Source organism: uncultured Sphingomonas sp. (assembly GCF_964235535.1).
Taxonomy (GTDB): domain Bacteria; phylum Pseudomonadota; class Alphaproteobacteria; order Sphingomonadales; family Sphingomonadaceae; genus Sphingomonas.
The window spans coordinates 1-4,082 of sequence record NZ_CAXSBH010000095.1; the positions used below are offsets into that span (position 1 = coordinate 1).

At 69.8% G+C, this 4,082-nt stretch carries 2 protein-coding genes and 1 pseudogene; all 3 read right to left on the bottom strand.

From position 1 onward, the window contains the following. Positions 1-180 precede the first annotated feature (180 nt). Positions 181-1,056, bottom strand: a complete 876-nt coding sequence (locus ACFE7F_RS15570) for an aldose 1-epimerase family protein (protein ID WP_375404760.1) — start codon at positions 1,054-1,056, stop codon at positions 181-183. Beyond that, positions 1,049-3,415, bottom strand: a complete 2,367-nt coding sequence (gene pheT, locus ACFE7F_RS15575) for a phenylalanine--tRNA ligase subunit beta (protein ID WP_375404761.1) — start codon at positions 3,413-3,415, stop codon at positions 1,049-1,051. The genes ACFE7F_RS15570 and pheT overlap by 8 nt, the downstream gene beginning before the upstream one ends. Further along, positions 3,412-4,082: pseudogene (locus tag ACFE7F_RS15580) on the bottom strand (phenylalanine--tRNA ligase subunit alpha); the annotation flags it as partial. The pseudogene ACFE7F_RS15580 and the gene pheT, both read right to left, overlap by 4 nt.

The window sequence follows — 4,082 nt, forward strand, 5'->3', positions numbered from 1 at the left end:
AGCGTGGTCTTGCCCGCGTCGGGGTGGGAGATGATGGCGAAGGTGCGGCGGGGGGTGGTCATGGGCGGTTCCAAATGCACCGTCACCCCGGGCTCGACCCGGGGTCCCGCTTCTTCTCGGCGGCGGTAGACAGCGGGACCCCGGATCAAGTCCGGGGTGACGAATGAGGTATATGGGACGCTACGGCACCAGCGTCACGCTCATGCTGATCTGCTTCGCATCCCCCGGCGCTATCTCGAAGACGCCCGGCTTGTCGCGGAACTCGCCCGCGTATCCCGCCGGGTCGGCGATGCCGTGCCAGGGCTCGACGCAGACGTAGCGCGCCCCCGGTTTGGTCCAGATGCCGAGCCCCGGCGTGTCGGGAAACGCGATGTCGAGTTGCGGGCCGTCCGGTGCGCCGTAGCGGAGCGCTTGCGAGCGGACGGGGTCCCAGACGAGCGCGTCATTGGCGAACAGCGCGTCGTAAAGGCGAAGCTCGCGGCCGCCTAGCGGGGTCGGTCGGCTTTCGGCGGCGATGAAGCCGTCGGGGGTGATCGCGCGGAGGTCGCCGGTCTCGTCGCGGTCGAACAGGATACGGTGCGCGGCGCGGTCGCGGCCGTAGGGGAGCGGCCAGGCGAAGGCGGGGTGGAAGCCGAACTGCGCGGGCATCGGACGCTCACCGCGGTTCTCGATCGTGACCTCGGTCAGCAGGGTCGGGCTGTCGAGGCGGAACGCGACCTCCAGGCGGAACGTGAAGGGATAGGCGGCGCGGGTCTCCGCCGTGTCGGTGAGCGCGAACGCCGCCCGCGTCGCCTCCGCCGCGACGACCTCGAACGTCGATCGGCGAGCGAAGCCGTGCTTGGGCATCGGGTGCTCCACGCCGTCGATGCGGAGCACGTCGCCGGTGACGCGGCCGACCACCGGGAACAGGATCGGCGCGCGGCCGGTCCAATAGGCCGGGTCGGCGTCGGTCATCAGCTCGCGGCCGTCCGGGTCCCGAAGGTGCGACAATTCCGCGCCGAGCGGGTTGATGGCGGCCGACAGCTTGTCGTTGCCGATGCGGATCAGGTCAGCCACGCAAGGATGCTCCCTGCTTCGCGGCGGCGGCTACCACCTTGTCGCCGATCGCCTTGAGCTCGGCATCGGTGAAGCTCTTCTCGCCGGGCTGGAGCATCACCTCGACCGCGACCGACTTCTCGCTTTCGAGCGCGAAGACGTCGAACACGCGGGCGGAGACGATCGCCGCCTTGTCCGCCCCCCTGACCGCGCGGACGAGCCGGTCGGCGGGCAGGTCGGCCGGGACGACGAAGGCGAAGTCGCGGCGGACCGTCTGGAGCGCGGGCGGAGCATGGGCCGGGCGCGCGAAGCCCCCCCCGTCCTTGGCGCCCCGCTTGGGCGGGATCGCGTCGAGGTACAGCTCGACCGCCGCGACGGGGCCAGACAGGTCGAACGCCTTCAGCACATTCGGGTGGAGCATCCCGAAGGCGGCGAGCACCGTCTTGGGACCGAGGCGCAGCGTCCCCGACTGGCCGGGATGCCAAGCGCCCCCCGCCCCGTCCATCACCTGCAGATTGTCGACCGGAGCACCCGCCGCCGCGAGCAGCGCCAGCGCCTCGGCCTTGGCGTCGAACGCGTCGAAGCCCGTCGCCTTGCCGCCGCGCCAGCCGCGCAGCGAGCGGTCGCCCGCAAGGACCAGGCCGAGCGTCGGGCGTTCGGCGTCGGCGAGGTAGCGGCGGCCGATCTCGAACAGGCGGACGCCCTGACCCGGATGTTGGCGAAGGTTTCGCGACGCGGCGCTCAGCAACCCAGGCAGGAGCGACGGGCGCATGACCTTGAGCAGGTCGCTGATCGGGTTCGCGACCGTCCAGGCACCGCCGCCGAACGGGGCGGCTTCGGCGTCGGAGATAAAGCTCCAGGTTACTGCCTCGTCAGCTCCCCGCGCGGCGGCGGCGCGGCGGAGGCGGCGTTCGAGCTTCTGCGCGGGGGTGGCGGTCGGGCGGGCGACGCCGGGGGCGCGGTGGAGCGGGACGGAGGGCACGTTGTCGACGCCCTCGATGCGGATCACCTCCTCGACCAGGTCGGCTGGGCCGTCAACATCGCGCCGCCAGGTGGGGACGACGACGCGCCAATCCTCCCCGACCTCGAAACCGAGCGACCGGAGGATCGCGCGCTGGCGTTCGGGCGCGACGGCCAGGCCGCCCAGCGTCTCGGCCCGGCCCGGGTCGTAGGCGATCTCGCGACGCTCTACGGGGGGCGAGCCCGCACGGGTGACGGCGCTGGCGGTGCCGCCGCAGATGTCGAGGACGAGGCGGGTCGCGTGGGCGAGACCGTCATCCAGGAACCCCGGGTCGACGCCGCGCTCGAAGCGCTGGCGGGCGTCGCTGGTAAGAAGAAGCTTCTGGCCGGTGCGGGCGATCGTGTCGGGATCGAAATAAGCGCATTCGATCACGATGTCGGTGGTGCCCGTAGACACGCCCGACTGTTCGCCGCCCATGATGCCGCCGATGTCGTGGACCGCCTCGTCGTCGGCGATGACAGTCATCGTCTCGTCGAGCGGATAGCTGCGACCGTTAAGCGCCGTCAGCCGCTCGCCCGCGCGGGCTTTGCGCGCAATGAGGCCGCCGCTGAGCCTGGTGCGGTCGTAGACATGCAGCGGCCGGCCGAGATCGAGCATGACGTAGTTGGTGATGTCGACCAGCGCCGAAATCGGCTTCTGCCCGACGGCGAGCAGGCGACGGCGCATCCAGTCGGGCGCTTCGCCGTTGGTCACGCCGGATATGCCCTGGGCATAGAAGGCCGGGCAGCCTTCCGGGTCTTCGATCGCGATTTCGGGACCGCTCCCCTCACCTTTCGTCCGTTCCACGTGGAACGGCTTGAGCGTGCCGAGCCCGGCGGCGGCGAGGTCGCGGGCGATGCCGCGTACGCCCATGCAGTCCTGGCGGTTGGGGGTGACGCTGACGTCGATCACCGGGTCGCTCAGACCGGCGTAATCGGGATAGGCTGTCCCGACCGGCGCGTCTGAAGGCAGTTCGATGATCCCGTCATGCTCGTCGCCCAACTCCAGCTCGCGTGTCGAGCACATCATGCCGTTCGACTCGACGCCCCGGATCGCCGCGACCTTGAGTGTGATGCTGCTACCCGGAACATACGCGCCCGGCGCCCCGAACACGCCGACCATCCCCGCGCGGGCATTGGGCGCGCCGCATACGACTTGGACCGGGCCGTCCCCCGCATCGACCGACAGCACTTGAAGCTTGTCGGCCTGCGGATGGCGCTCGGCGGTGAGGACGCGCGCGACGCGGAAGGCGGCGAGCTTCGCGCCGGGATCGGCGACGCCCTCCACCTCTAACCCGATGCGGGTGAGCGTGTCGGCGACCTCATCGATCGTGGCATCGGTGTAGAGATGCTCGCGGAGCCAGGAGAGCGTGAACTTCATGCGCCGACTCCCCCCGAGAGCGTGGGCACGTCGAGCGCGGAGAAGCCGTAATGCTTTAGCCAGCGCAGATCGCCGTCGAAGAACGGGCGCAGGTCGTCCATGCCGTATTTGAGCATCGCCAGCCGGTCGATGCCGCAGCCGAAGGCGAAGCCTTGCCACTCGTTCGGGTCGAGCCCGCAGGCCTCGATGACCTTGCGGTGGACCATGCCGGAACCGAGCACTTCGAGCCAGCCGTCTCCGGAGCCGCCGATGACGCGCTTGCCCTTCACGAGCGTGTAGCCGACGTCGATCTCCACCGATGGTTCGGTGAAGGGGAAATAGCTTGGGCGGAGGCGGAGCACGATATCGTCGCGTTCGAAATAGGCCTTGAGGAAGGTCTCGAGCGTCCATTTCAGATGGCCGAGATGGATGCTGCGGTCGATCACCAGCCCCTCGATCTGGTGGAACATGGGAGTGTGGGTGGCGTCGGAGTCGGAGCGGTAAGTGCGGCCCGGCGCGATGATGCGGATGGACGGCGGTTGGTCGAGCATGGTGCGGATTTGCACCGGACTCGTGTGTGTGCGGAGGAGCATCTTCTTCTCCCTCTCCCCCTCGGGGAGAGGGTCGGGGAGAGGGGCTGTTTCCGCATGGGCAGTCGGTCGCGTCCGACTCAGCCCCTCTCCCCGGC